The sequence below is a fragment of the Leclercia sp. EC_58 genome (assembly GCF_019584355.1).
GTDB lineage: Bacteria > Pseudomonadota > Gammaproteobacteria > Enterobacterales > Enterobacteriaceae > Enterobacter.
On record NZ_VDAM01000001.1, the window covers coordinates 3,083,773 to 3,107,128 of the forward strand.

Annotated in this window: 24 protein-coding genes and 1 riboswitch; of the genes, 9 read left to right on the top strand and 15 right to left on the bottom strand. The window is 55.4% G+C overall.

Annotated elements, in window-relative coordinates; genetic code table 11:
• The first annotated feature begins 213 nt into the window (after nt 1-213).
• The 3 genes from FHC51_RS15195 (at nt 214) to FHC51_RS15205 (ending at nt 1,901) form a co-directional block, all read left to right on the top strand.
• Nucleotides 214-978: an SDR family NAD(P)-dependent oxidoreductase gene (locus FHC51_RS15195; RefSeq protein WP_220435934.1), complete on the top strand. Its 765-nt coding sequence runs from the start codon at nt 214-216 to the stop codon at nt 976-978.
• Between the two features lie 145 nt (nt 979-1,123).
• A complete protein-coding gene (locus tag FHC51_RS15200) occupies nt 1,124-1,420 on the top strand; it encodes a nitroreductase (protein WP_103179448.1) in 297 nt (98 codons plus the stop codon).
• 259 nt (nt 1,421-1,679) lie between these two features.
• Nucleotides 1,680-1,901 (top strand): hypothetical protein, encoded by a 222-nt coding sequence (locus tag FHC51_RS15205; protein WP_220435935.1) that lies wholly within the window; start codon nt 1,680-1,682, stop codon nt 1,899-1,901.
• Nucleotides 1,902-1,939: 38 nt separating this feature from the next.
• Here the strand turns inward: FHC51_RS15205 and rclA are convergent, their stop codons facing one another.
• The 4 genes from rclA to FHC51_RS15225 form a co-directional block, all read right to left on the bottom strand.
• A complete protein-coding gene (gene rclA / locus FHC51_RS15210) occupies nt 1,940-3,265 on the bottom strand; it encodes a reactive chlorine resistance oxidoreductase RclA (RefSeq protein WP_220435936.1) in 1,326 nt (441 codons plus the stop codon).
• Nucleotides 3,266-3,309: 44 nt separating this feature from the next.
• On the bottom strand, nt 3,310-4,326 hold the full coding sequence (locus FHC51_RS15215) for an NAD(P)-dependent alcohol dehydrogenase (RefSeq protein ID WP_220435937.1): 1,017 nt from the start codon (nt 4,324-4,326) through the stop codon (nt 3,310-3,312).
• A 79-nt stretch (nt 4,327-4,405) separates the two neighbouring features.
• Nucleotides 4,406-5,428: an alpha/beta hydrolase gene (locus FHC51_RS15220; protein WP_220435938.1), complete on the bottom strand. Its 1,023-nt coding sequence runs from the start codon at nt 5,426-5,428 to the stop codon at nt 4,406-4,408.
• A gap of 71 nt (nt 5,429-5,499) precedes the next feature.
• Entirely contained in the window at nt 5,500-6,306 is an 807-nt protein-coding gene (locus FHC51_RS15225) for an SDR family oxidoreductase (RefSeq protein ID WP_220435939.1), read from the bottom strand.
• A 278-nt stretch (nt 6,307-6,584) separates the two neighbouring features.
• Here FHC51_RS15225 and FHC51_RS15230 point away from each other — a divergent pair, with 278 nt between their 5' ends.
• Nucleotides 6,585-7,535: a GlxA family transcriptional regulator gene (locus FHC51_RS15230; RefSeq protein ID WP_103824497.1), complete on the top strand. Its 951-nt coding sequence runs from the start codon at nt 6,585-6,587 to the stop codon at nt 7,533-7,535.
• A 3-nt stretch (nt 7,536-7,538) separates the two neighbouring features.
• Here FHC51_RS15230 and FHC51_RS15235 read toward each other — a convergent pair whose 3' ends face one another.
• Both FHC51_RS15235 and FHC51_RS15240 read right to left on the bottom strand, forming a co-directional pair.
• On the bottom strand, nt 7,539-8,711 hold the full coding sequence (locus tag FHC51_RS15235; RefSeq protein WP_220435940.1) for an MFS transporter: 1,173 nt from the start codon (nt 8,709-8,711) through the stop codon (nt 7,539-7,541).
• Between the two features lie 60 nt (nt 8,712-8,771).
• A complete protein-coding gene (locus tag FHC51_RS15240) occupies nt 8,772-9,905 on the bottom strand; it encodes an alpha/beta hydrolase (RefSeq protein WP_220435941.1) in 1,134 nt (377 codons plus the stop codon).
• 117 nt (nt 9,906-10,022) lie between these two features.
• Here FHC51_RS15240 and FHC51_RS15245 point away from each other — a divergent pair, with 117 nt between their 5' ends.
• The 3 genes from FHC51_RS15245 (at nt 10,023) to FHC51_RS15255 (ending at nt 12,638) form a co-directional block, all read left to right on the top strand.
• Nucleotides 10,023-10,907, top strand: coding sequence for a LysR family transcriptional regulator (locus tag FHC51_RS15245; RefSeq protein WP_220435942.1), 885 nt, complete (start codon nt 10,023-10,025; stop codon nt 10,905-10,907).
• A gap of 353 nt (nt 10,908-11,260) precedes the next feature.
• Nucleotides 11,261-11,716 carry a hypothetical protein gene (locus FHC51_RS15250; RefSeq protein WP_220436700.1) on the top strand — a complete coding sequence of 152 codons (456 nt, stop codon included), beginning with the start codon at nt 11,261-11,263 and terminating at the stop codon, nt 11,714-11,716.
• A gap of 448 nt (nt 11,717-12,164) precedes the next feature.
• On the top strand, nt 12,165-12,638 hold the full coding sequence (locus FHC51_RS15255) for a hypothetical protein (protein WP_220435943.1): 474 nt from the start codon (nt 12,165-12,167) through the stop codon (nt 12,636-12,638).
• Nucleotides 12,639-12,753: 115 nt separating this feature from the next.
• On the opposite strand, the gene FHC51_RS15260 is transcribed toward FHC51_RS15255, so the two are convergent.
• The 8 genes from FHC51_RS15260 to FHC51_RS15295 form a co-directional block, all read right to left on the bottom strand.
• Nucleotides 12,754-12,993: a DinI family protein gene (locus FHC51_RS15260; protein ID WP_103179457.1), complete on the bottom strand. Its 240-nt coding sequence runs from the start codon at nt 12,991-12,993 to the stop codon at nt 12,754-12,756.
• A gap of 85 nt (nt 12,994-13,078) precedes the next feature.
• Complete coding sequence (locus tag FHC51_RS15265; protein ID WP_220435944.1) at nt 13,079-13,867, bottom strand: phosphotransferase family protein; 789 nt, start codon at nt 13,865-13,867, stop codon at nt 13,079-13,081.
• A 97-nt stretch (nt 13,868-13,964) separates the two neighbouring features.
• The gene (locus FHC51_RS15270; RefSeq protein WP_220435945.1) at nt 13,965-16,154 is read right to left on the bottom strand and encodes a TonB-dependent siderophore receptor; all 2,190 of its coding nucleotides are present in this window, start codon (nt 16,152-16,154) and stop codon (nt 13,965-13,967) included.
• Nucleotides 16,155-16,478: 324 nt separating this feature from the next.
• Nucleotides 16,479-17,681, bottom strand: coding sequence for an MFS transporter (locus tag FHC51_RS15275; protein ID WP_220435946.1), 1,203 nt, complete (start codon nt 17,679-17,681; stop codon nt 16,479-16,481).
• 45 nt (nt 17,682-17,726) lie between these two features.
• On the bottom strand, nt 17,727-18,488 hold the full coding sequence (locus tag FHC51_RS15280; RefSeq protein WP_220435947.1) for an SDR family oxidoreductase: 762 nt from the start codon (nt 18,486-18,488) through the stop codon (nt 17,727-17,729).
• Between the two features lie 4 nt (nt 18,489-18,492).
• Nucleotides 18,493-18,681, bottom strand: coding sequence for a hypothetical protein (locus FHC51_RS15285; RefSeq protein ID WP_114387145.1), 189 nt, complete (start codon nt 18,679-18,681; stop codon nt 18,493-18,495).
• Nucleotides 18,682-18,832: 151 nt separating this feature from the next.
• A complete protein-coding gene (locus FHC51_RS15290) occupies nt 18,833-19,771 on the bottom strand; it encodes a GlxA family transcriptional regulator (RefSeq protein WP_220436701.1) in 939 nt (312 codons plus the stop codon).
• A 239-nt stretch (nt 19,772-20,010) separates the two neighbouring features.
• Nucleotides 20,011-20,973: a LysR family transcriptional regulator gene (locus tag FHC51_RS15295; RefSeq protein ID WP_220435948.1), complete on the bottom strand. Its 963-nt coding sequence runs from the start codon at nt 20,971-20,973 to the stop codon at nt 20,011-20,013.
• A 127-nt stretch (nt 20,974-21,100) separates the two neighbouring features.
• Here FHC51_RS15295 and FHC51_RS15300 point away from each other — a divergent pair, with 127 nt between their 5' ends.
• Entirely contained in the window at nt 21,101-21,499 is a 399-nt protein-coding gene (locus tag FHC51_RS15300) for a hypothetical protein (protein WP_220435949.1), read from the top strand.
• Between the two features lie 12 nt (nt 21,500-21,511).
• Here FHC51_RS15300 and FHC51_RS15305 read toward each other — a convergent pair whose 3' ends face one another.
• Nucleotides 21,512-22,048 (bottom strand): carboxymuconolactone decarboxylase family protein, encoded by a 537-nt coding sequence (locus FHC51_RS15305; RefSeq protein ID WP_220435950.1) that lies wholly within the window; start codon nt 22,046-22,048, stop codon nt 21,512-21,514.
• Nucleotides 22,049-22,444: 396 nt separating this feature from the next.
• Here FHC51_RS15305 and FHC51_RS15310 point away from each other — a divergent pair, with 396 nt between their 5' ends.
• A complete protein-coding gene (locus FHC51_RS15310) occupies nt 22,445-23,035 on the top strand; it encodes a DUF4142 domain-containing protein (protein WP_114315103.1) in 591 nt (196 codons plus the stop codon).
• A 194-nt stretch (nt 23,036-23,229) separates the two neighbouring features.
• A riboswitch (guanidine-I (ykkC/yxkD leader) is annotated at nt 23,230-23,328 on the top strand.
• Nucleotides 23,329-23,356: the final 28 nt, after the last annotated feature.

A 23,356-nucleotide genomic window follows, 5' to 3' on the forward strand; every position in this document is an offset into this window, starting at 1 on the left:
TTACGCACCACGCCTTCAGTAGCGGAGCAGGAAGGACATCTGATGGAAATGGAAGCCACGCAAGCACCTTAAAATCACCATCATACACTAAATCAGTAAGTTGGCAGCATTACCGACAAGCCGCAGTACGTCACTCCGGCGGTGGATAAACTCGCTGCGTTCTTCGGTAAAAATCTTTAACAGCCAGCTTAGTATTTAAACAGGAAAAATATTATGACCTATTCACTCAATAATAAAATTGCCTTAGTGACAGGAGCCGCTTCGGGTATTGGTCTCGCCACCGCCCAGGCCTATGCTGCGGCGGGTGCATCCGTCGTGCTGGCTGATATTAACGCCGGGGCGGTGACGCAGGCCGCTGAATCGCTGGTGGCTTCCGGCTATACCGCTAAAGCGGTGACCTGTAACGCGGCGGATCTGGATGACGTCGCCGCGATGGTGCAAGAGACCGTCGCGACCTTTGGCCGCCTCGATATCGCCTTCAACAACGCCGGGATCCAGAATGTACTGGCAGAGATTGCGGATGCGACAGCAGAAGATTTCGACCGCGTCACGGCGGTCAACCTGCGCGGCGTCTGGGGCTGCATGAAGTACGAACTGCAGCAGATGCGTAAGCAGGGAAGCGGCGTGATCGTGAACTGCTCATCTATCGGCGGGATTGTGGGCGGTGCAGAACGCGCTAACTACCACGCCGCCAAGCATGGCGTGCTGGGCCTGACCAAAAGTGCTGCGCTCGAGTATGCCGCGCGCAATATTCGCGTCAATGCCGTCTGCCCGGGGCTTATCTGGACACCAATGGTTGACGCCATGGTTGCCTCAGGCCAGAAAGAGGCGCTGGAGGCGATGGTGCAGGGCGTTCCTATGCAACGTCATGGCAGGGCTGAAGAAATTGCGGATGTGGTGCTTTGGCTCTCCAGCGATGCGTCATCCTACGTGACAGGCCAGTCCATATCCATTGATGGCGGCCTGACCATGCGTTAAGCCATCATCTGGCCAGATGCCAAAGCAGGCGCTGGCCGCTTCAAGCTTAAGAATGTCTTACTATTTAAGTGGTGATCTATTCATTTATTATATTTGTTGCAATATGACCGATTTTTAAAGTTTCTAACCTTCTTGAGGGACAATAATGGAAAAAAATTTCACGCCAGAACAGATAGAAATGATCAATCGTATTGTCTTTGCACATATTGATCGGATGAACGAGAAAGCTGCTGAAATTGTTGAAGAAACAGAGAGAGCAGCACACCATGAACTCCAGGAGAGCGGGATTGATATGACTGATTTCTCTCCTGCTAATAAGAGTTTTTTGATGGTTACGCTCATCCAGAACCTGATAGATCGTGTTCACGGCGGCGATATGACGGTTGCCCAAAAGTTAATAACGATGGAAGCCAAAAGGCTGAATGTCAGCGTAAATGAATAATGTCCACTTCAGGTAGATAGAGAGATGGTATGCCTGTTTCATTTAAAAAGGCATTCAATTATTCCTCTGACACCCACATGACTAAAGTGAGCACGATAGGTACTGCATCCCAGCGCACTGAGCAGCACCACATCTGCCAGAGTGGCTTGCCGGATTTATAGCATCATAAGCTCCCGTCCTGATGAAATTCACGATTCAGGCACTAGACCAAAACAGCCAGTGATAAAGTGGCAGGCAAACATATTAAAGGATTATAAATATGCAGATTATTTTTGTGCCCGCCTTAATCGTCGTCCTGATTGATAAAGAGCAGGAACTGGGGCGGGCGTTAACCCGGGAAGAGGTAGAGGCGATCCGCGATGGCGCTACGGCCATCCGGCTGCCGGACGAGGCGGCCAAGGACATGATCAGAGAGCGCGGCTACCGCGATATTGACCCAGAAAATGTCTGGCAAGAGTGGGTGGCGTATAAAGCAGGCTGACGCCATCACGTCAGGTCAGCCTGTCTGAGGGATAGCGCCTATTTCACCAGAGCAAACAGATCGTTCAGCGATTCGCTCATGGTGGGGTGGGTGAAGATCTGATCGCGCAGCACCGTGTACGGCAGCCCGGCATCCATGACCGTTTTTACGATGTTGATCACCTCATGCGAATCTGCAGCCAGTAACGACACGCCCAGTATCTGCTGAGTGTCATTATCGACCACGGCTTTCAACATTCCCCGGGTATCGTTGATAACGCGTGCCCGCGGGATCACCGCCACCGGCAGTGACACCACCTGAATATTTTTTCCCTGCTCCCGCGCCTGCGCTTCCGTTAAGCCGATACGCGACAACGTAGGGGTCATAAATACCGAATAAGGGATATTCAGCCGATCGTCCGTGGTACGCGTTCCTTCACCCAGCAGCTGATCGTACACGATGCGGTAATCATCGAGGGAGACATAGGTAAACTGCGGCCCGCCGGTGACATCACCCATCGCCCAGATGTGGTCTGTCGAGGTTTTCAGTCTCTTATCAACCTGGATGGCGCCGCGCGCGTCCGTTAAGACTCCGGCATTTTCCAGCTTCAGCGTCCCGGTGGCAGGGCGGCGGCCAGTGGCGGCCAGCAGGAGATCCATCTGGCGATCGCCCTGCGAGGTGTGCAGCGTAACGCCCTCACTGCTGCTGGTAACGGCGTCAACCACCGCGTTCAGCTCTATTTTGACACCCTGATCCTGCAGGATTGTGGCGACCGCCGCGCTGATGTCGCTGTCTTCCCGCGCCAGAAATTGCGATGCGGTTTCAAACAGCGTGACTTTGCTGCCGAAACGCGCAAACATCGACGCAAATTCAACGCCAATATAGCCGCCACCCAAAATACCCAGACGCTTTGGCAAGCTGGATAAATTCAGAATGCCGGTGCTGTCAACAATGCGTGGCCCGGCGATCAACCCTTCAATCTGCGGAAAGCGGGCTTCAGCGCCGGTATTAATGAAAATACGGTCCGCACTAAGCGTGCGGATCGCCTCTCCTGACGTGATTTTCAACGTATGAGGATCAAGAAATTCCGCCTGCCCGTCGATGACATCCACTGACTCGAGATTCGCCAGATTGAGATAATTTTTTTCACGCAGGAATTCAACCACTGATGCTTTCCGCTGCGCAGCCTCAGTAAAGTCAGTGGCGGCCTGCGCATCATGTACCAGCGCTTTGGTGGGAATACAGCCGATGTTAATGCAGGTGCCGCCATACATGGTTTTCGATTTTTCCACGATCGCCACACGCCAGCCAGCGCGGCCCAGCGCCGCCGCCAGCGTTTTGCCCGCTTTACCAAATCCGATGATTGCTGCCTGATAATGGTTCATCTTACTCTCCGCGATAGAAGCGTTAACCGGGTTTTCGCCTCTGGCTACCATTCAACAGTGATTTTCCCGAAGTGCTTTCTGCCGGCCATATGGCTGAATGCTTCACCAACAGAAGCCAGACCTTCAAAACAGTCGGAGATGACGGGACGGATGCCGGTTTGATTCAGGGCTCTGACAAACTCCTGTTGCATACGATTGCTGCCGACCACCAGCCCCTGAAGACGGGCCTGTTTTGCCATTAGCATCGCGGTCGGTATAACGCCTTCCATACCCGTCAGGACGCCAATCAAAGCAATATGGCCCCCAATGCGCACTGCTTCTATCGACTGCGCCAGCGTACCCGGCCCACCGAGTTCAATGACAACATCCGCACCGCGGCCACCCGTGATCTCCTGGACCCTTTCTCCCCACTGCGGCGTTGAGCGATAATTGATGACGTGATCGGCTCCCAGCGCTTTTACCCGCGCCAGCTTCTCATCAGAAGAAGAGGTGACAATCACGTTCGCCCCCATACTTTTGGCAATCTGTAGAGCGGTAATCGACACGCCGCCGGTCCCTAACGTCAGGACCGTATCGCCCGCCTTTAATCCTGCATCGACGACCAGGGCTCGCCATGCCGTCAGGCCAGAGGTGGTCAGCGTGGCGGCTTCAGCATGACTCCATCCGGCAGGCGCAAGGGTAAAATGCGAGGCCGGGCGCACAACATATTCCGCGGCAAATCCCTGGGCGCCATCGCCTGGGGTTTGCCCGAAGTCACCGACTGACGCTATGACATCACCTTCTGTCCACTGAGGGAAAAAGGTGGATACAACCCTGTCGCCCGGTTTGAAATCAGTGACACCTTCGCCGGTCGCGTCTACCACGCCAGCGCCGTCAGCCATCAGGATGCGCCGATCGGCGGTCGGCACCTTGCCGCTGGCGACGAGTAAGTCGTGGAAGTTTAAAGAGGTGGCATGGATTGCCACGCGGATCTGGCCCGGACCAGGTTGTCCAGGATCGGGCAAATCGGTTAATGAAATATGATCGAGCCCACCGGGGGCGTTCAGCACTATCGCCTTCATAATATCGCTCCGAACAGAAGACGGTTCAGTCACCGTCATAGCCGTAAATGAAGGCCAGCGACCCTGGCTGGCCACGGAATTACTGCAGATGGATTTTGAGCTGGGAAGCCGCCTGGTTGATTGCGGTTCTCACCGCTGGTTCTTCGCTCAGGGCATTCAACAGGCCATAGTCATGGATCAACCCGTTATAGCGCGTGACGGTAACCGGCACCCCCGCCTTATCGAGATTGCGCCCGAACGCTTCACCTTCATCACGCAGCACGTCCAGCTCGGCGGTCTGAATAAGGGTAGGCGGCAGCCCCTTAAGCTCTTCAGCCGTCGCGCGTAAAGGCGAGGCCAGAATCTTATTTCGCTCTTTATCCGAGGTGGTGTAGTTATCCCAGAACCATTTCATCATGTTCCGGGTAAGGAAATAGCCGTCAGCGAATTCATTATAGGAAGCGGTATCAAAGTGCGCGTCCGTTACCGGCCACAGCATGACGTTATAACGGATCGCTGGGGTGTTAAATTGTTTTGCCTGCAGCGCGACGGCAGCCACCATATTGCCGCCGACGCTGTTTCCTGCCAGCGCCAGGCGTTTTCCGTCAACGCCGATTTCTGCGCCATGTTCAGCCACCCATTTCGTGGCCTCATAAGCCTGCGTGATGGCAACAGGATAGTGCGATTCAGGCGAAGGATCGTAATTGACGAAAACAGCCGCCGCCCCCGAAGCGTTTACAAGATCCCGGACCAGTCGTTCATGTGTTGGATAGTCTCCCAGCACCCAGCCACCCCCGTGAAAAAACATGAACACAGGCAGCGTCTGCGTTCCGCTGTTTTCGGGTTTTACCACCGTCAGATTCAGGGGCTTGCCGAGAACGGTAATCGTTTTTTCGCTTACCTGCGCCGCTGGCAGTTTAGCCCCTTGCTGGGCTGAGACCAGCACCTGGCGCGCTTCCTGCGGGGTTAAGGCCTCCATCGGTTTTCCGCCGCTGCTGTTCAGCACCTTGAGAAATGAAGCCACCCCGGCAGTAGGTTCTGGCCTGTTTTGTACGGATGCTGCCCATGCGGCGGTGACCTGCGTCGCTAATAACAGGGCACTGACACTCAGTTTCGCTTTCATTATTTTTTCCTGGGGAATAGTTGATGGTGAATATGCGATGAAAAATACTGATCACTCTGTTTCTTCAGGCATTACACCTTTGAAGAAGGCCGATAGCGCGCCGCAGGTACATTGTGAGAGAAGTCTTCAATGATCGCCTGACGCGCCTGCTCCCACTGCTGAAGACGGTTTTCGTCATGCAGCGAAGGGATAGTGATAAGCTCCCCGCGCTGGAACCCGACCAGCGCCGCATTAACCATATCTTCGGCCTGCATAACGATATCCGGGTCGAGTTGGCTCAGCGGGAGGCCTCCGTTATCCCAGAATGGCGTCGCCGTTGCGCTGGGCAGTACAGCCTGAACCTGAATACCTTTGCCGGCTAACTCCCGGTGCAGAGAGCGGGTGAATGCCAGAACATAGGCTTTACTGCCGCCATATACGCCGTTCAGCACTTCAGGCGCGATACCCACAATGGAGCCAATATTGATGATGGCTCCCCGGCCACGCTTAACGAAGCCGGGAACCACAGCGTAAGTCAGTCGGGTAAGGGCAATGATGTTCAGGTTGATCATGCTCGTCATCTGCTCAACGTTACTGTCAACGAGCTGAGTATGGGTGCCCATTCCCGCGTTATTCACCAGCAGCGTGATGCTCGCGTCATTACGCAGTTTCTCCTCGAGGGTGGCCAGCTGCCGCGGATCGTTCAGGTCCGCCGCCACGACCTCCACGTTACGTTCGCTGTCGGCGGTGATATGGCTTGCCATCTGATTGAGCCGGTTATGATTGCGGGCAACAATGATCAGGTCGTAACCCATTCTTGCAAGCCGGGCAGCATACAGCGCGCCCATGCCGGTTGATGCACCTGTTACGACCGCCGTTCCTTTCACTGAATCACTCATTTAAATCACCTCGATAGGGTGTAAGGGATGAATTGAGATTACGTAAAGACGCCAGGGAGAAAATGACGTAAACGGGCACGATTTCGGACATTTTGCGTCGGTGTGTTTAAAATCCAGTAAAAACTGCGTCGCGCCAGGTAATTAACGTATTGCCTGATGAATCGTTTTTTTGGTAAATCTTCCGGGTGAGAAAATAATGACAACAGACGTCCAGCCAGCGGGCTGGGAGCCCACTATAGACAGGGTGATTGAGATTTTACTGAAGAAGGATTAATGACATGCATCGGGTAGGGCTCCTTATTTCCGACCAGTTCCAGTCTCTCGCATTATCGACGCTGACAATTTTTGAATTTGCTAACCTGGTATTAGGCGAACCCTTCTACCACTGCACGGTATATTCAGAAAAGGGAGGAGAGGTGGCCTCGTCTTATGGGATAAATGTCATCACCCAGCCTCTGTCTGAAGAGAGCCAGGTTGATACCTGGCTTGTGGGTGGCGTACTCACCCCCGTCGCCTTACCGGCAACCGCGGGGGTGATACATTTTTTGCAAAATCATGCGTCCGGCGCGCGCCGTATTGCCGGAATTTGTACCGGCGCCTTCGTGCTGGCTCAGGCCGGGCTATTGCAGGAGAAACGCGCCACGACACACTGGGCTTATACCCACAGCCTGAAAGTCCTTCACCCCACCATACGAACCGAAGAGGACCTGATCTACATTATCGACGATCAGATCTGGACGTCGGCTGGCATGACCGCCGGGTTTGATATGGTCCTGGCGATGGTTGAAAAAGATCAGGGTACCGATGTTGCACGCAATATTGCCCACCGTATGGTCATGAATCAGCGCCGGACGGGAGGGCAGCGCCAGCATTCAGAACTGCTTGCCATATCCCCTAAAAGCGACCGCCTGCAGCTGGCGATTGAGTATGTCCGGCAAAATCTGAGCAAAACGCTTACCGTTGAGCATCTTGCCCATGCTGTACATCTGAGTGCCCGTCAGCTCAATCGCCTGTTTTTAAATGAAACGGGTAAATCCCCGGCGCGGGTGATAGAACGATTGCGGCTTGAGGCTGCACGACTGATGATTGAGAAGAGCCGCTTACCGCTGGAGGTGATCGCCCGTGAGTCAGGCTTCCGGGACCGGCGTCATATGCGCAATGTCTTTATGCGCGGATACGGTATTCCACCGCAGTCGTTACGCACAGGGAAAGGCACGCTGGCCTCCTGATGTTCAGCGCTTACGTGCCGTGAAAAACGTCAGCACGACCGCGCTCAGCAGCAAAATAGCACTCATGCCAAAGGTGCTTTGCCAGCCAACGTTATCGAACACCATGCCGCCCGCCGTGGAGCCCAGGGCAATTGAGAGCTGGATCACCGCCACCATTAGCCCGCCACCGGCCTCTGCATCCTCGGGCAGAGTACGGGCGAGCCACGTCCACCATCCCGTTGGCGCTGCGGTTGCCAGCAGACCCCAGAGACCCAACAGCAGGGCGACGATCCAGACGCTGTGCCCGGTCAGGATCAACATTCCGGCAATGATGGCCATCAGCAGGGGAATCGCCATTAACGTCTGGTAAAAACGCGCATTTAAAAAGGCGGCGATAATCAGCGTGCCAACAAATCCCGCGATACCGATGGTAAGCAGGATTAGCGACAAGCCGGAGGCGCTGACCTGGGTGACGGTTTCCAGGAATGGGCGCACGTAGGTGAATAACGCGAACTGTCCCATAAAGAACAGGCCGCAGGCTAACAGGCCCACGCGCACCACAGGCTGGCGGAAAAGGCGCAATACCGTACCCTGTGCCGCCCGGTCATTCTCCATCTTCGGCAGGCTAAAGCACTGCCAGATGAATGCGATCGTTGCCACCGGAACCAGGCACAGGAAGGCTCCGCGCCAGCCGATGGTGGCTCCGAGATAGCTGCCGAGCGGGGCGGCTACCACCGTTGCCAGGGCATTACCGCCGTTGAAAATCGCCAGCGCACGGGAGACCTGATGTTGCGGCACCAGGCGGATGGCTGTTGCGGCAGACATGGACCAGAAGCCACCGATGGCGATCCCAATCAGGGCGCGCCCGACCATATAGACCAGGTAGCTGGAGGCAAAGGCAATAAGCAGCCCGGACGCCGCCATCAGCGCCGTCATACCCAGCAGAAGCGTTTTACGGTTCATATTCCCGGCAATACGGGTCAGGCTCAGGCTGGTCAGGACCGCCAGCGCGCCGGAGATGGCAATCCCCTGGCCGGCCAGACCCTCAGTGACCCCTAAATCGCGGGCAATGGGCGTCAGCAGGCTGACCGGCATAAACTCCGAGGCAATCAGGACAAATACGCACAGGGTCATGGCAAAAATACCGCCCCAGTACGCGCGTTCGTTACTCTGTGTGGTTTGGCTCAGTGTGGACATAATCAGATTTCACGAAGGGGGAAAACAACGCCACCTGCCAGGGACAGGTGGCGGAGAGGATTACTTCAGGCTGGTTTTGAAGAACTGCTCAAACTGCGCAAACGGGATCTTACCGGCGACGTTGTCGTAGAGATCGACATGGTTAGCGCCCGGGACAACCACCAGCTCTTTCTGCTTGCTGCCGACGGCTTTGTAGGCATCTTCAGCAAAGTAGCGCGAGTGCGCCTTTTCACCAGTGACGATAAGTGTCGGGATGGTGATCTCTTTGGCATAGCTCAACAGCGGCATGTTCATGAACGACAGTGGCATGGTCGCGGTCCATGCGCCGGTGGAGTTTACGGAGCGCTCATGGAAACCACGCGGCACCCGGTAGTAATCAAAGAACTCTTTCAGTACCGGATGCGGATCGGCAGGTAACGCTTCCGGCAGAATACGTTCAGCGGCGGTCGCTTTGCCGTTTTCGACATAAATATCATGTCCGGCATGGGCAAAGGTGCCGCTCTCTGCGTCTTTCCAGCGCTGCTCGTTCAGATACTCGAGAACAGCATGGCGATCGGCTGCCGAGTAGCGGTCTTTACCATCGCCCACGCCGTGGCCCATCGCCCGGCTCATGTCGTACATGACGCTGGTGGCGACCGCTTTCACGCGGGTGTCCATGGAGGCTGCGTTCAGCGCCATGCCGCCCCAGCCGCAGATGCCAAGGATACCGATGCGGTTACGATCCACCTCCTTTTGTAATCCGAGGAAGTCCACCGCGGCACTGAAATCTTCGGTGTTGATATCGGGAGAAGCGACGTTACGTGGCTGGCCGCCACTTTCGCCGGTGTAAGAGGGATCGAATGCCAGGGTGACAAAGCCCTTCTCCGCCAGGGTCTGGGCATAGAGGCCGCTGGACTGCTCTTTCACCGCGCCGAACGGTCCGCTGACCGCGATCGCCGCCAGCTTGCGATCGCCCCGGTCTTTCGGCAGATAGAGATCGCCCACGAGCGTAATGCCGTAGCGGGTCTGGAAGGTGACTTTACGGTGATCGACCTTTTTGCTTTCAGCAAAAGTTTTGTCCCATGTGGTGACCATCGATACCGGGGCGTTCGGATTGGTTGTCTCTGCATAACTCATGGCTGTTACTCCACTTAAAGAGGCGCATAGCAGCATTGCAGGCATGGCCGCTGACAGTTTTTGGGTGAATGTTTTCATAAGAGGTACCGGGCTGTGTTGTGATGTTGAGGCCAGTATAGTTAGCAGAAATAGTGATGATTAGAGGGCGAAAGCTGCTAGGATTCATACCATATTGTTATAAATTGGTGGAGCATGATGGCGAAGCGGGAAAATTACAACGAACTGTATCTGTTTATGCAGGTGGCGCGAGAGGGCAGCTTTACCGCTGCCGCCCAGCGGCTGGGGCTGGCGCAGTCGGGGATCAGCCGCTCAGTTCGCGAGCTGGAAGAGCGGCTGGGCGTGCAGCTGCTGGTGCGCACCACGCGCAGACTCTCCCTGACCCAGGCGGGGGAGCAGCTTTATCAGGCGACAGAATCTGCCTTCGATGCTCTGGATACCGGGCTTGCCACACTGGCGCACTACCGCGAAACGCCTTCCGGGACGGTACGCATTAACGCCAGCCAGCATGCCATTGATAAATGTCTGTTGCCAAAGCTGGCGGTATTTAAGCAGCGCTACCCGGATATCCGGCTGGAGCTGATGAATGAGAGCCGCTTCGTCGACATCATTGCCGAACGATTCGACGCCGGGGTCCGGCTTGGGCCGGAGGTGGGGCAGGGGATGGTCGCGGTGCGCATTACGCCCGACATGGAGATGGCGGTGGTTGGTACTCCCGATCATTTGCGTCGCTACGGCTTTCCGCAAACGCCTGCGGATTTAGCGGCCCACCCCTGCATTGCCTACCAGTTTGCCGACGGCAGCCTTTACCAGTGGGAACTGGTTCAGGAGGGTAAGAGCGTCAGGCATCGTCCCGAGGGGCAGTGGGCTCTGTCCGACAGCTACATGGAAGCCGAGGCCGCCCGGCTGGGCCTGGGACTGGCTTACGTGCCAGTTGAGCTGGTGGCAGATGATTTAGAACGCGGGACGCTGATTCGGGTGTTGCAGCGCTACAGCCTGCGCATGGACGGGCTCTTCCTCTATTATCCCCATCGCAACGTATCGCCCGCTTTAAGAGCGGTGATCGATACGCTGAGAATGTAGATTTCCAGGCCGGGGTTGCGAAGCGCCGCCGGCAAACCATTTCTGGAAGGCGCCTCGCAAACCCTAAATTAACCCTGAGTAATTCAGGGTTAACTCTTTTCTTCACGTAATCAGGGCCGTAAAGTCTTTGCATTGCGGCATATCCGCAACCGGGCGTAGGAACCCGTGGGCATAAAGCGATCGTGTTTTGTCGCCACAGCGCATTCCCCTTTTAAAATTATGGTGGCGCTGGCGGAGCAGCTGTATGGCTGGCCGTTTTCTATGTGGGCGGTATTCCTACCTCCGTCAGCGCTACCCCCGAGCGTAGGAACTAACGGGTGGTTAACAAAACAACATGTAGAGGAAGTTTTATGATGGCTACTGTTCCAACCCTGACTCATTTGCAGTCTGACGAAAGCGTTATTCAGCAACTTATTACCCACCCGGTGCCGGCTGATGCGGACCTTTTCGCAACCGTCGATCATTGCGCCGCCCTGGTGAGCGTGCTGCTCGAAACCGATGATACCGCGACCCGCGCTGCACTCTGTGAACGCCTGCTGCAAACCCTTCGTCAGCTGCGACACCTCAGTGATGCCGACCTTCCGCCGCACCTGATAGCCCAACTGATCGAAGGGGAAAAACTCACCTCCTGCGTGCCGGACTGCTGGCCGGAGACCGCGATCCAGGTGGATTATGCTCTGGACCTGACGCAAGCGATTATGGGTGGAACCCTTCCTGCCAGCGTCGCGAAAGGGCTGACCGGTCTGCTGCACGATCTGGTCTGGTTGCTGGCTGCGTTTGTGAAAGAGCCCTATATTACGACGCACTGATTGCAGGCATGTCTTAGGGGCTTGCCGCCCCTTTGATGACACTATTCAACACTTCCCAAACGTTTATTACTGTGTCGAGCAATAACCCTAAAGCGCAGGCAAATAACGATTATGCGCGAAGTAAAGCGCAACACCTTATGAGGTTATTGTCCAGTCATCCAGTACGGTTCTACGATGCCGGGCAGGTAGCCAATGCTGAGCATAATGCTCTGGCACATAAGCTAACTAATCAGAGCTGATATCTCCAGGGAATCGGCTATATCAGGCCGTTCATCTATAATGACTATTGCAGTTGAAATTGCACAGGAAGCTGCACCCTGGTCAACACTCAGCTGAAAGCGTTCAAATAACGTGGCCATATAAATAAGTCAGTGAGGCCGAGAGGGACTGACTTCCCCCCAATAACACTTAAGAATTAATAAAATTCTGTTTATCCGGGAGATTGATAATGAAAATAACCAGGTTTTTATATTCCGCTTTAATTGGCGTTGTCGCCAGCTGTCGTTCTATGACGCCGATGGCGGCCCTCGCAGCAGCACGCCTTGCCAGGCGCGACACACCGGGGAGCCTCATGCTGTTGGACCGTCCGTTATTCAGATTTGGCGCGTTAGCGATGGGGGTAGGTGAGCTGTTTGGCGACAAGATGAAGTCAGCGCCAGACCGCACCGTGTTTTTGGGCTTGTCAGCGCGTGTGGCCAGTGCAGGAATTGCGGGCGCCGCGTTGGCACCCAAGGGAGAAGAAAAAACCGGGGCAGCAATCGCTATCTCTGCCGCTGTGCCACTTGCCTATGCCACACTTGCGGCCCGCAAAAAAGCCATAGCAGAAATTGGGCAGACCAGAAGTGGTATAATTGAAGATACGCTCATCGTCGCTATCGGAGCAGCGGTTGTCTACTTCGCAACACGGCCAAAACGTCTTTAGACGTTCTCAATCTTAAAAGGTTTATCCCCGGCAGGTCATAATGAAGGGGCCAGTAACGGCTTCTGGCACGAAGCGGTCTCCGGCACCTGTTATGATTATGCGCGGCTTTCTGAGCTTAATCCGCAACCAGCCACATATCGGCTTCTTCAAACATCTCTTCGAGCATACGGTTCAGCTTTTCCCGATCGCTTTTACTGGCATCGCTATTCAGGCCATTCGCCTGCATCGGCTTAACCTTTACCTCGGCATCCGGAAAGATCCGATGCACTCGCTTCGTCAGTTCAGCCAGGATGATCTCTCTGGCGCCCGGAAGCCCGGCAACATTTCGTTTGTCGTACACCAGTTCAACGAACATCACATACCCCTTATAAATACTGTTTTAATGTACAGCATTTTCACCGGGGTAATGATGCCTGTCAAGGTCGCCCGTATGACTGTATTCATAATCGTCGTGCGGTATCCTCTAACCAGTCAGGGAGGTGTGATTGATACCAGGTTTGATACAAGGAGAACGCGCTCTTTTGCCGCTCGTAAAGTAACACAATGACTTCGGTGACAATCCATGCCTTAGCGATGGCAATTTCTCTCGTTAATTCATTGACACTATGGTGATAAGTTAACGTGTAGTAGCGTTCAGCGAGGTCCGTATACGCTCGCATCGTCCCCATTCCCTTTATAAGTGGGGCAAGGTCGATAGCAGGACTCCCTTTTCCAAACCGTTCCCAGTCGAACAGCACGACCTCACCATTTTCTCTTCTTCCCCAGTTACCCGCATTGCTGTCCCCTGAAATCAGACGGTGGCCGCTAAACAGCACATCACTACGCTGCTGAAATTGCTGAAGCTGCCGTGCGCTTTTCTCAAGTAACGCCAGCAGGATGAGCGCTTTTTCGAGCGTCCTCTCTGACCATGAGTGCGGGTGGTAGTGCCATGCGGTATTCACCGGATAACGGTGCAGACGTGCCAGCATCGTGAGAACCTCATCACTGGCGACATCAGACTGTTCAACCGGGTAAGGAATATACTCCATGCATAATTTGCGCAGGGTGGCATCGGCGAAAAAGAGCGCCGGGGTCGCAATGCCCGCCTCGTTAAGCGACGACGCAGCGTTCTGATAGAAACCAAACTCCACCGCGCCAACAGGAGACTTTTCAATAACGGCCTGACCGCTATGGCTGACCGTTAGCGCCACGTTGGCGGCACCCATTCTGGATAAATCCCGTGCAGGCATACACGATCCTCTCAGCAGTAGCGGGTGGGTTGCTCAGGATCCAGAGTGTAACGTAAAAGGGCCGAACTGCCGCCCGCATTGCAGGCGGCATTTACTATCAGAACAGAACCGAGTAGTTCAGGCCAAAGGTACGGCCACGGCCTTTGTAGGTATAGAGGTTTTCAGCACCGTAGGTTGGGCTGTAGAGACCCGGTGCGCGCTGGCCCCATGCGGTGGTGTAATCTTCATCCAGCAGGTTTTCGACGCTGAAGCTCAGCTTACCGACCGGCAGAAGATAACTGCCCAGGAAGTCCACGGTGTTATAACCATCGATCTTCTTACCGGCTTCATCAGACAGATCGAACGTCTGGGTGCTTTGCACACGCAACGTCCAGTCGCCCGGCGCCCAGGTGACCCATGCGCTCATTTTGGACGGGCTGGCGCTGTCTACTGTCAGCTTCTCCCATTTTCCGTCAACGCGGGTTTCCGATTTGATGACGTTGAAGTTTGTGCCGGTGCTCCACTCGCTGTCAGTGAAGAAATAGTCGATCTGGCCTTCAACACCGTAGATGCGACGTTCGTCATCTTCTACGTTGATGGTCATGTCGCTTTTATTAATGTTGATGGTTTTGTCAGACAGAGAGTAATACCCGGCAATCTGCGTGCGCAGATTATCCCCGGTGTAACGCCAGCCCAGCTCGTAGGCATCAACCTTGATCCCGTCGAGTTTTGAGTCGTTCACGTTCACGCTGTTGACCAGACGATAATGGCCGTTCACCAGCTGATAGGTGCCGGAGCCGTAATATTTCGCCAGATCCGGGATCTCAAAGCCCTGGGAGAAGTTAAACCACAGCTGCTGGCGTTCGGTCAGATGACCCAGAATACCGGCGTTAAACAGCAGGTTGTTGTAATCCGTCTTGCCGCCCGGCACGGCGTCTGCGGAGGTCGCTCTGCCTGTGGCAATGGCCTGCTGCTGCGTGTAGCCAATAAAATCATCGACCTTGTTTTCCGTGTACTGATAGCGCACGCCACCGCTCAGGGTGATCGCGGAGAAGTCGTAGCTACTTTGCAGGAATGGGGCGAGGTTAGTGATGCTGTAGCCCGGATAGCGTCCTACGTTATAGGCATTATCCAGCTTCATTCCCCCGCTGGCCGCCGCTTTGTTGAGGTCGAAAAATTGCTGGTTGGCGTCGAAAGTTTCATGCTCGGCATCCACACCCCATGTCAGCGTCAACGCCTCCACCGGCTTGCTGTTGATGGTGAGCTTGCCGCCGTAGAAATCGGTTTTTTGCTGCGACGCGCCAATGCTGGTGACCCGACCGCCGGAAAGGGTAGGGAAGGGGTAATAGGTCAGGCTCTCATCGCGGTAGTAAATCTGGGCGAGCAGATCCTGGCCCCAGAAATCGGTATTGGAATATTGCAGGTTAATCAGGTGACGTTCGGTGCCGGGAATACGGTCGGAGTCGAGATTGTTTTTGTTATAGGCGTTGCCCGCGCCCGTTACTGCCGAGAAGTTCTCGCCCAGATAAAGGCCGTGCTTACCGTCAGATTCACTTTTGTAATACTGGGTGGTGAGCTGCAACTGCTGATGATCGTCGATATTCAGCGTGCCGGTGCCCATCACGTCCAGACGGTCAGAGTATTGCAAACCGGTCTGGGTGTTATCAATGATCACCTCATCGCCATTGCCATCGTACCAGCCGCCAAAGCGCTGATAAGCCACTGAAAGACGTCCGGAAGCGTTATCGTTACCACCGCTGACCGCCGCTGCGACGTTCTCGTCATTATCGTTATGGCTGTTAAAGCCCGTTTTCAGGCCGGTCTGGAACTCCACTTCCGTTTCCGGCTGGCCCTTTTTGGTCACGATATTGATTAAGCCGCCGGTGCTGCCACCGCCGTAGAGGGAGGTGGCGCCGGAAATGACTTCGATGCGGGAAATATTAAACGGATCGATAGAATCCAGCTGGCGGCTGTCGCTGCGCGAGGAGTTTAAACGCACGCCGTCCACCATCACCATCATGGATCGACCACGCATATTCATCCCGTAGTTGGTGCGCCCCTGGCTGCTGACGTCCATGCCGGGAATTAACTGCGCCAGCACCTCTTTGAGCTCCTTACCCCCCTGAACCTGCTGTTCAATTTCAGCCTGTTCCACAACCCAGGTGGTCTGTGCCATGTCGGCGATGCTGTGATTTGTACGGCTGGCAGAGACCACCAGCGTCTCATCTTTTTGTACTTCGGCAAAGGCATTGGCGGCTAATGTCATGAATAAACATGAGCTTAGCGCGCGATAACTGTGCGATTTCATTATTGTGATCATCCTGATTTTTCAACGTGCCGGAGGCATGGACGCCCCGTAGCGCAAAAGCATCACCGCAAAGGTGATAGTGATTATCAAGATGATATGAATAATCATTTCAATGTAAACAGGTAATGTTAAAAATTGTTTCTATAATGGCATGATATTTATGGGGTTTTTGTGGGTGAATGGAAGCCCGAACCCCTGCTTAAGTGGGCAATATCAGAGGTTGACCCACGCGTGTCGCCGTCGTCACGACAGTAACCGCTTCCTATGGTGATGAATCATCCCCGCCATTATCTGGAAGGGATCTCAGCATCGCTGATCCTGCGCTCAGGCTTCATTTTTACAGGGCTCAGCGATTACCACAGGTTTTCTGAGCTTTTCTGACAGCCGCAGGCTCATCAGCGCCAGCAAAATAAAGGAGATTGATATGCCGACCAGCCCGTAAAACCCCGCCAGGGGATAAACCCACGAAGCTACTGCCGAGCCAAAGCCGATGCCGCCGAACATAAAGGCGCTGGTCAGCGCCAGAGCGATACCACGGTGTCGGACAGACGACAGTTCAACGATCCTGCGTTGCTGACTGGGCCAGAGCAGATCGGTGGCAAAGGCCCAGACAACGAGCATCACCAGCAATACGCCCAGCATTTTCGGCAGCAGGGTAATCAGCACGGTGTCTACAACCAGCAGCGTCATGCCCGCCATCAACAACCTTTCAGACGTAAAGCGCGCGGCGGCTCGGGTGACCCAGAGGTTGCCCAGCACGCCAGCGATGCCCAGTACCGCAAGCGCTGCGGAGAGAGCCTGCGTCCCGCCGGTGTAGGTATCGCGTATAAGCGGGGCGATAAACGAATAAAAGCTGTAAACGCCGGAGGTAATGAAAAACACCACCAGGAATGCCGTCAGGTATTTGCCTTGTGACAGGACGCTGACCATTTCAGTGAGTCGGATGCGCGACCCTGCGCTCTCATCCGGCACTGTCAGGAGAATATTCAGCCCGCTCAGCAGGCTTACCACACCCACCAGGGCAAAAAGCGCTTTTGCTCCCCACAGGCTGGCAATCCACGCGGCGAGGGGAATACCGGCGAGGCTCGCCATCGATACCCCAAGCAGCACCATCCCGATCGCGCGACCGCGTTGCTCTTCATGAACCAGCTCTGAACCCAGCGCAACCAGCACCGGGCCGATAAATCCTGCCCCTGCGCCCATCAGTATGCGGGAGGCGAGGAGCACATCGTAAGAGGGTGACAGCGCAAACGCGAAGGCGCCAGAGCCAAAAAGCCCGATGCCCGTGAGCACCAGCTGACGGCGGTGCCAGTGACCAAACATCACCTGAACCAGCGGGGCGGCCAGGGCAAAGGTCAGGCCGAAAATACTCAGTAAGCGTGCGCTCTGTGCATCGGTCAGCTGCCAGGCGGCGGAAATAGCGGGCAGGCTGCCCGCGACAGAGAGCGCACCGGTCGCCTGGACAAAATAGGCGATGCTCAGCGCGCGCAGGGCGCGGCGCTGGGAAGCGGTGATAACAGCGTTCATGATCCATCTCCGGAAAAGAACAGGGGCGCGAGGCCCCTGCAGAGCTTACTGAACAGGGATTGGGTTATCCGCGACTGACTGGTTGAACTGGTTCACCAGAGCATGTTCGTTTGCACCCGGGTTATCGCGCACAGGCAGCACACGATCGACGATAGCTTCAATGGTGTCTGTGCCGAGCTTGTCAAACGTCTCGCTGATGAATGCATCCAGCGGCATGGCGCGCGGGTCACCGCTCTTGTAAATCAGATCCGTATCCACCCACGGCGGGGAAATTTCGATGACCTGCACGCTGGTGTCGCGCAGCAGGAAGCGCTGGGAAAGGGTGTAGGAGTGAATCGCGGCTTTCGTCGCCGAATAGAGCGCGTTGGTGGCCAGCGGCAGGAAGGCCAGCACCGAGCTGTTGTTGATCAATACGGCGTCCGGCTGCTGTTTGAGGTGCTCAATAAACGCCGCACTGACGCGCACCGGCCCCAGAATATTGGTGTTCAGCAGCGTAACCGCCTGGGCGTCATCCAGCTCGCCTGCCGCGTTGTCAAACGGCATGATACCGGCATTATTGATGACCACGTTCAGGGCCGGATAGCGCTTCAGCACCTGCTCTGCGGCGGCCTGAATCCTGTCGGCGCGGGTCACATCCAGCACCACATAATCCATGCCCGGACTGGCGGCGGTGACATCTTTCAGCAGCGCCTCCCGGCGCCCGGAGATGATCACCTGGTTACCCAGCTGATGGAATTTTTCTGCCATCGCGCGGCCAATGCCCGAGGTACCGCCGGTAATGAAGATAGTGTTATTGGTCAGTTTCATGGTCTTACTCCTTCGCAGAATCGTTAAGGGACGGAATGGTCATGCGTGGGTCGCGAGCAAATCCGATGAGTGCCGCGTCAACCATATGCCGGGCGCTCATGACGATATTTGGATCGCGCGGGTCAACCGACAGACCGCCATTGTCACAGCACGGCGTGGCGGTGGCGCGGACCAGGTGGGTGTGCTGCGTCATGTTGTTCACCTTGTCAGTTATCGGGTTGGTGAATACATAGTACGCAGTCAGATGCTGGCGCGGCTGACGAGAAAGGTCGTGATTTCGGACATCATGATGGCCGGGGATCGGCCATCATGCGTGGTGAGGGAGAGGAGTCAAAAGAAGACGATCAGGCTTTGCCGGTACGCAGCGACTGGGGCGGAATGCCGTAACCCCGGATGAAGACCTCGCGCATATGACGGCGATCGCGGAAGCCGGACTCACGGGCAATGACCTCCATCGACAGCTTGCTCTGCTCGATCAGCAGTCGGGCATTTTCCAGCCGTAGCCCTTCAATTGCTTTGGCTGGCGATTTTCCCGTTTCAGTGCGGAACAGGCGGCTGAGCTGCCGCGCGCTGACGTGGACCGCATCCGCAATGCTCTCGATGGTCAGGGGTTTGCTGAGGTTGTTGCGCGCATACTCCAGGGCTGACTGCAGACGGTCGCTGCGGGGGGCGAGCATCAGCATCTCAGAGTGCTGCGTCTGCCCGCCGGAGCGACGGTGGTGCATAACCAGTAGGTGTGCCACGGAGCGGGCCACTTCGGCACCGAGATCTTTCTCAACCATGCCCAGCGCCATATCCAGCCCGGCGGTAAGCCCCGCTGATGTCCAGATTGCATCGTCAATAATAAAGATGCGGTCCTCTTCGACGCGGGTAGTGGGATGCAGGGTCTTGAGACTCTGCGCATGCATCCAGTGGGTAGTGGCGCGACGGTCAGATAACAGGCCCGCCTGACCCAGCACGAATGCCCCGGTACAGATCCCTGCCATCCGACGCGCCCGGGGAGCGTGCTTCTGCAGAAACTCAACGATACCCGGTGACGCGGGCAGCTCCAGGGGCGTCAACACGCCCGCCACCAGCCAGGTGTCAATCTCCATGTTGGTAGTGACTGGCTGGCTGTCAACGCCGAAGCCGTAAGAGGTTTTCACAGAACCGCCGCGCTCTGAATAAACGTTACAATCATAAAAAGGTTCGCCAGCCACCTGATTGGCAAACTCAAAGATACTCAGCGTGGACAACCCCAGAACCTGAAAATGATCGGAAATCAGTAAGCCTACCCGGTGCATCATTGTCTCCTGATACTTCTTTGACCAATACGCATCTGCGGTCAGTCTGGACGAAACCAGGATGAACACAGACGTTGACTGCGTGTTTCTGGATGATGCGGAAGCACACATTGCCCGCCAGGCACAGCGGGCAGGGCCGAATATAAAATCACCGCAAGCGATAGCGGCAATCAGGTTGATATGACCGCAACGCTGTCAAAATAAGCCCGGTAAGGCCATTTCCCTGAAATGGCCTTTTATCAGGCGCTGTCCGCGGGTTGCGCATCCTGAGCACCTGGCAAAAAAGCAGGATGAGTGTGCATCAGCGCCGTGACAGCTTTGAGTTTTTCACGCAGCTGCGCATGTAGCTCGCGTATCGCAGGCGAGAACTGTTTACGGTGAGGGCAGATAAGGTTAAGTGGCACCCCCTCCCCAGGCTGTTCCGGCAGCAACACCTCAAGCCGGCCTGCCAGCACGTCTGCGCTGACATCGATCCATGATTTATAGGCAATACCCATTCCTGCCACGGCCCAGCGACGGGCAAGATCCGCATCGTCACACAGCATCCGGCTGCTCACCGTCAGCTGGCGTCTGCCGCCCTTTTCCGGGAAGGTCCATCTGTCATAAACGTGACCGTTCAGCGTATAAAGCAGACAGTGATGCAGAGCCAGATCGTCGAGCTGTCGTGGGCGGCCCTTCTTATTCAGATAGGCGGGAGAGGCGACCAGCACGCGCCGGTTATCTTCCGCCAGAGGCAAAGCAACGTAGCTGCTGTTTTCCAGAACCCCGTAGCGGATAGCCACGTCCACCGGATCGCGAAACACATCGCTGACGTTATCGGACATGAATATGCGCAGCGATACTCCGGGATGCTTCTCGCAGAACGCGGTGATCACCGGCAGTAAAACGTTACGCCCGAGATCTGAGGGGACGGAAATTTTTAGCTCACCCTGGATTTCATTTTCTCCGCTCTGAAGTCGCTCCGCGCCCGCCTGCAGAATATTCAGCATCTCCTGCGCATAGGGCAGCCAGGCTTCCCCTTCGGCGGTGAGACGCAGGCTGCGGGTTGAGCGGGCAAACAGCCGTTTATTCAGATCCCGCTCAAGGCGATTGACCGCCGCGCTGACCTGGCCGGGGAGAATATCGGCCTCACGGGCGGCGCTGGAAAAACTGCCCAGCGCGGCGGAACGGACGAACAAGGTCACATCTTCAAGACGTATCATGCAGGCTCCAGAGTAGGAAAGGTTTTCTGTTTCACGCTGACAGAGGGCTTATCGTTAGCGGGCAGGGTAGACCAGATAATGTCAGCCATCACGTCGCGGTTCTCTCCGGCGTCCTCTTCAGGAATGTTTGCGCCACAACTGCGCTGCGGAAGTTGCGCACAAGGGTCAGCGCTTCGACAGGCTCGCGGGAGGCGTTAACCAGAAAACAGCCGTCAAAGGCGGAATTGTTGAAGGGCGCTGCCCTCAATATTGTCCCAGCCATGCGGTTGTTTTTGCAGCAAAAACCAATCGTTTTAATATGCGTTCTGCGCGTCAAAAAAGCCAGACTGCGGAAAATAAAAAAACCGATCGGTTTAAAATGCCTTGCTTGTTGAGCAAGGCCGCGCCGGGCCTGGCAAAACCTGTTGCAGGGGGCGCACCCGCCGCATCTTCGTTAACGAATAAAGGCCCGGCGCTTCACGCACCGGGCCCGTTAAAAAGTAAAAAATCAGGAGAGGCGCGGGGTTACGCTCTCCAGCGTCGCTGACGTTATGAAACCTCAGCTCACTTTGGGAAAATCGACAACGGTGTCGTTCACGCGGTTAATCATATTGGTAAACAGGATGGCGCTAACGGCACCGATAGTTTCCACGACCTGCTGGTCGCTGAACCCCGCCTGACGGAAGGTCTCGACGTGCTCAGCCGCCACGGTACCGCGGGATGAAACCAGATACTGAACAAACTTCACCAGCGCATCAATGTGCGCATCCTCGCTGAAGCGGGCTTCGCGTAATTCATGCGTCTGATCGTCAGTGTATCCGGCCTTTTTTGCCATCAGCGTATGGGCGGAGAGACAATAGTCACAGCCAGACTCTTCGCTTACCGCCAGGTTAATGGCTTCCAGTTCACGCGCACTGAGACTCCCCTTATGCAAGGTGGCGTTCAGTTGCAGCATCTGGCCCAGTATTTCCGGGGAATGCGTGCCAATGGTCAGATAAGCATTCGGTACTTTACCCATGCTGCCTTTGATAGCGCTGAACAGCTGTGCGGTTTTACCGGTTGCTTCGCCTTCGGTGATGGCATGTAAGCGGCTCATCATTGCTCCTGATTTCATTGCGATAAGTGTCAGGTGACAGAACGCGAATTGTTTTGTCACGCCGGGTTCAGGAGCACACTACTGCGCCAGAAGAAGAGGAAAAAGACCGCAGCCGAATTAAGACTTTCTCTCGAGGAGGTTAAATGGAGCTGATTACAGCGTCATAAGCATTACGTTGCATCTTATCGTACACCGTCAGTAAGACCCCAGGCAGCTTGAGCCAGCAGCGTAATCGTTGCTATACACCCGTAAACCCGGCTGCGGTAAATATTCCCATTAAATCAGGGGGAGGAGAATCATCCCCTATACTGACAACTGCGGTTGTCATTTCCACAGGAGGCGACGCGCGGTTAATGACCTGACATCAATCTTACCTATGACCATCAGGAGAACTGTATGCAGAAACGTAATAACCTGAAAATGCTGCTGACCGCATCGGCAGTAGCCGCGATGTTCTGCACCGTCGGTGTGCAGGCCCAGTCGACAAGCGCCGCCCAGAGCAGCGCCACAAGCCAGACTGCAGCGGGCGAAAAGCTCAGCTCGGGTGACGAAAAAGCGTTGAAGGATATGGCCCAGGCCAATATCAATGAGGTTGCCGCCGCTAAAATCGCGCTAAGCAAGGCGCAGAGCAGCGACGTTAAAGCCTTCGCCCAGAAGATGGTCGACGACCACGGTAATGCCCTGACTAAAGTGCAGGGGGTCGCCGAGAAAAAAGGTGTGACCCTGCCGACCGAGCCTGACGCGCAACATAAGGCGATGGCGGATAAGCTGGAAAAAGCGAGCGGCGATGACTTTGACAAGATGTATATGGAAAACGCCGGCACCAAGGATCATAAGATGGTGCTCTCTAAGCTGCAAAGTGACGCCAAAAACATCAAGGATCCCGATGTGAAGGCCCTGGCCGACGAGCACACCCCGGTGGTGGAGCAGCACCTTAAGTCAGCCGAACAAATGATGATGGACTCCGATAAGAAAGATAACAAGTAACCCGATTGTCCGGAGGGCGCGGCTATCCAGCGCCCTCCAGGGCACCACCACAGTGCACCATCCCCGTACGTCCTCCCCAAAACGGTGAAGCCTGAGGCTTACAAAACGCCAACCTGTTAATAAACCTCATAAAAAATTTCTGGCACACCCTTTGCTTTAACCAATGTGAAAGGGCAGTGCACCACACAAACTGAAAAATAGCTGGCTAGGGTTCCGGTTCACGTAAGTGGATGACTGGTCCAAGAGCTGGCGACCTCTGAGAGGTTACACGGCGGGACAAAAGCCCGGGAGACAGCAGCACCCACGGTGTCGCGCTGCCCC

What these genes read in the sequence shown, in the direction of transcription:
- FHC51_RS15195 (WP_220435934.1), top strand. Translation starts at nt 214, where the DNA reads ATGACCTATTCACTCAATAATAAAATTGCCTTAGTGACAGGAGCCGCT.
- FHC51_RS15200 (WP_103179448.1), top strand. Translation starts at nt 1,124, where the DNA reads ATGGAAAAAAATTTCACGCCAGAACAGATAGAAATGATCAATCGTATT.
- FHC51_RS15205 (WP_220435935.1), top strand. Translation starts at nt 1,680, where the DNA reads ATGCAGATTATTTTTGTGCCCGCCTTAATCGTCGTCCTGATTGATAAA.
- rclA (WP_220435936.1), bottom strand. Translation starts at nt 3,265, where the DNA reads ATGAACCATTATCAGGCAGCAATCATCGGATTTGGTAAAGCGGGCAAA.
- FHC51_RS15215 (WP_220435937.1), bottom strand. Translation starts at nt 4,326, where the DNA reads ATGAAGGCGATAGTGCTGAACGCCCCCGGTGGGCTCGATCATATTTCA.
- FHC51_RS15220 (WP_220435938.1), bottom strand. Translation starts at nt 5,428, where the DNA reads ATGAAAGCGAAACTGAGTGTCAGTGCCCTGTTATTAGCGACGCAGGTC.
- FHC51_RS15225 (WP_220435939.1), bottom strand. Translation starts at nt 6,306, where the DNA reads ATGAGTGATTCAGTGAAAGGAACGGCGGTCGTAACAGGTGCATCAACC.
- FHC51_RS15230 (WP_103824497.1), top strand. Translation starts at nt 6,585, where the DNA reads ATGCATCGGGTAGGGCTCCTTATTTCCGACCAGTTCCAGTCTCTCGCA.
- FHC51_RS15235 (WP_220435940.1), bottom strand. Translation starts at nt 8,711, where the DNA reads ATGTCCACACTGAGCCAAACCACACAGAGTAACGAACGCGCGTACTGG.
- FHC51_RS15240 (WP_220435941.1), bottom strand. Translation starts at nt 9,905, where the DNA reads ATGAAAACATTCACCCAAAAACTGTCAGCGGCCATGCCTGCAATGCTG.
- FHC51_RS15245 (WP_220435942.1), top strand. Translation starts at nt 10,023, where the DNA reads ATGGCGAAGCGGGAAAATTACAACGAACTGTATCTGTTTATGCAGGTG.
- FHC51_RS15250 (WP_220436700.1), top strand. Translation starts at nt 11,261, where the DNA reads ATGGCTACTGTTCCAACCCTGACTCATTTGCAGTCTGACGAAAGCGTT.
- FHC51_RS15255 (WP_220435943.1), top strand. Translation starts at nt 12,165, where the DNA reads ATGAAAATAACCAGGTTTTTATATTCCGCTTTAATTGGCGTTGTCGCC.
- FHC51_RS15260 (WP_103179457.1), bottom strand. Translation starts at nt 12,993, where the DNA reads ATGTTCGTTGAACTGGTGTACGACAAACGAAATGTTGCCGGGCTTCCG.
- FHC51_RS15265 (WP_220435944.1), bottom strand. Translation starts at nt 13,867, where the DNA reads ATGCCTGCACGGGATTTATCCAGAATGGGTGCCGCCAACGTGGCGCTA.
- FHC51_RS15270 (WP_220435945.1), bottom strand. Translation starts at nt 16,154, where the DNA reads ATGAAATCGCACAGTTATCGCGCGCTAAGCTCATGTTTATTCATGACA.
- FHC51_RS15275 (WP_220435946.1), bottom strand. Translation starts at nt 17,681, where the DNA reads ATGAACGCTGTTATCACCGCTTCCCAGCGCCGCGCCCTGCGCGCGCTG.
- FHC51_RS15280 (WP_220435947.1), bottom strand. Translation starts at nt 18,488, where the DNA reads ATGAAACTGACCAATAACACTATCTTCATTACCGGCGGTACCTCGGGC.
- FHC51_RS15285 (WP_114387145.1), bottom strand. Translation starts at nt 18,681, where the DNA reads ATGACGCAGCACACCCACCTGGTCCGCGCCACCGCCACGCCGTGCTGT.
- FHC51_RS15290 (WP_220436701.1), bottom strand. Translation starts at nt 19,771, where the DNA reads ATGCACCGGGTAGGCTTACTGATTTCCGATCATTTTCAGGTTCTGGGG.
- FHC51_RS15295 (WP_220435948.1), bottom strand. Translation starts at nt 20,973, where the DNA reads ATGATACGTCTTGAAGATGTGACCTTGTTCGTCCGTTCCGCCGCGCTG.
- FHC51_RS15305 (WP_220435950.1), bottom strand. Translation starts at nt 22,048, where the DNA reads ATGAGCCGCTTACATGCCATCACCGAAGGCGAAGCAACCGGTAAAACC.
- FHC51_RS15310 (WP_114315103.1), top strand. Translation starts at nt 22,445, where the DNA reads ATGCAGAAACGTAATAACCTGAAAATGCTGCTGACCGCATCGGCAGTA.